The following is a 2577-nucleotide window of genomic DNA, read 5'->3' as shown; positions in this document are numbered from 1 at the left end:
ATCCAATTCTTCGCGAATCATGCCCCATCTGATGAAGCCGATGGCATTATCCAAAGTGGCGCCCACGCTGAGGTTTTTGATTGGTTCGGAATATAGACCCAGCATGGCTTTGGCTCCATATCCACCCGCGCCGGCGAGTTGTTTGACATTTTGTTGGAAATTAAATCCATCCAGATTTGAGGAAAGATGTCCTTCAAAAGAGTTTGTGGTGGTGTTCAGGATGCCACCCAGCGCGCTCACCGCGAAGCCGAATTTGATGTCCGGCACCGTTTCCGGCAGGGGAATCAGAATGTCGCCTACGCCAACTGTAACATCAAAATAGCCAAGGCCTTCCAGGTTTGTGTCCGTTTCGTCGAAATTGAATACTTCGCTGCCATCGCCATTTCCAAACAGCAGCAATTTCAGATAAGTTCTATCCAGGGAAGCCTTTGCGTTCAGATGGACGGAACTGCTGAGGGCAACATTTCCCGTGGTGAAGCCAAAAAGAGCAATCTGGCCGCCGAGGCTGAGAGCCAGGTTTTCCTTAAATGCGTCCATGATATGATTTTTGTCTTCCTCATCCAAAAATTCGCGGTCCATCACATAGTTGTAAAGATCCAGATCGGCAGCATTATTTCCGACGTGAACCCCGAGATTTAGAACCGGAAGCCAGATATCTTTGGTTTGCCGGTTCAGCAGGGCGGGGTTCCAATAGTTTGCGTCACAGCCTCTTGCGCGCAGCATATAGCTGTCTGATACCAACAGCGACCTGGGGGTGAAATTTCCGCCCCAAAGCGCGGCTGTGAAAAAAATCAGCAAAAACGGGAGAATGATTTGTTTTTTCATCGCTATTCAGAAACGCGTAATTTGACGCTCAGCATGCCTCTGATTTGGATGTAATCCGCTGGGGAGGCGTGAATTATCACCGGGCCCAGGCTGGGTTCCAAGCTGATGGCCGCCAGCAGATATACTCTGGGATTGGAAAACAGGCGCAGTTCCTCTTTATCGAGGGCGAGATGAACAAATTGCTCGCCTTCTTCGTTCACATCAGGGCCGGTGTATTCGGATGAATGCAGGGTTGCCTGTTTGCTAAAAGAGTAGGTGGAAGGGTTTTGTATGTCGATGGATTCGGTGTTGCCAAAATAGATGGTGATGGAAGCGCCCACCGGGATGCGGTTTATCATGCCCAGGGTGAGCGCCACGCTTTGCGCCCGGTTCATGATTTGGGTTTGCGTTTCGTGGGAAAGCTCTATCACGCTGGGAGTTGGCATGGTGAATTCGTGTTCATTCAAAACGAAATGGCAGGGCAAATCAACCTGATATTTGCATAAAACTCTGTCCGTAGCGTGGACAAATCCAATGGAGCCGCCGCTGTCGGTGTTGAAAATCAGGTATCCATCCACCAGTTCCACCTTGTTCGGCATAATTTGCAGCACTGTGCTAACTCCTTCACTGAAGGAAAGTTCGGTGATTTTTGGTCCATTAATGTCGGCAGGCTCGACGCCAAAGGGCAGACCATCGTCGTCCAGCACATCAATCCAGCGTTCCTGCCCGGTTTTTTCGTTTATCGCGCGGATTTTGCCATGAAAAGCGGCACCGAAACCCAACTGGTTTGTCAGGGTCATAAACACCCGTGCCTCCTGCAATTCCACGGCGTCTTCAAAATCTTCGGGATATTCAATCTCGATGGTAGTGTAGGTTCCTGCCACCTCACGCCGGAAGTCGTATAAATGACCTTGCAGATGGTCGAAAACGAGATTGTTTTGCAGGCGGATGCCACCAATGCCAAGCGGGGTTCCATCAGGCTGGAGGGACTGGATGGAAATATTCATCCTCAGCGAATTGAGAATCACGCCGGAATTTTCCACCCCAAATGTGTAGTCCGCAAGGTCTTTATGTTGCCAGCCGGTATTGCCGTTCACATTTAAGGTGAGCGTTTCTCCCGTTGCGGATTTGATATCGGGAAATTTGACCGTGATCTGGGCTGGTTCATTAAGCTGAGCCTGGAAATCCAAGCCGCCTTGGAAAAGATGGCCATAACTAACAAAAACCGAGCCGGCAGGGTCTTCCAAAGGAATCAAAAATGGTATATCCATGCCGCTGATCAAGACCAAATCCTCAATGCTAAGCTCGGGATTGAAGCTAACCTTGCCAAAATCCGGGGTGGAAGCTTCGCCCGTGCTGGTGATGGTGAGAACATCGGATGTGCCAATCACGATGTTTACGCTATCCACCAAATCAGAGACAAAAAATCGTTCATTTAAAAGCGGGACAGTGAGATCCACATCCCAAGATGGTATGCGGGGTTTGCTGATGTTGCATGCTGCCAGCAAGAGCAGAGCCGCAGTCAGCGCAAGCAGAAATCTTTTCATGGCCTGGCTCCTTTTGCCGCATTGGCGGGCTTGATTTGAAAATTTATCCTTGTTCAAACAAATCCTTGTCATTGGTTTTGCTGTCAAGTTTTTTCGATGGTGATGTGATGGTTAACCACGGAATACACAGAAAAGCACGGAAATTCCTAATCTGGATTTCACAAAACGTATCTTTCAATCTTAACTTGGGGATGGGAATTAAAATTTATCAGCAAGCCAAGGGGTT

The 2577-nt window shown here is 49.0% G+C and carries 2 protein-coding genes; both read right to left on the bottom strand.

Going from position 1 to position 2577, the window contains the following annotated elements; translation table 11 throughout:
• A partial coding sequence (locus tag GX135_06360) for a hypothetical protein (GenBank protein ID NLN85709.1) occupies positions 1-825 on the bottom strand: 825 nt, incomplete at its 3' end.
• Positions 826-827: 2 nt separating this feature from the next.
• Entirely contained in the window at positions 828-2351 is a 1524-nt protein-coding gene (locus GX135_06355) for a hypothetical protein (GenBank protein ID NLN85708.1), read from the bottom strand.
• Between the last annotated feature and the right edge of the window lie 226 nt (positions 2352-2577).

This window comes from Candidatus Cloacimonadota bacterium, assembly GCA_012522635.1.
Classification (GTDB): Bacteria; Cloacimonadota; Cloacimonadia; order Cloacimonadales; family Cloacimonadaceae; genus Syntrophosphaera.
This window is presented reverse-complemented; position numbering and strand designations above follow the sequence as displayed.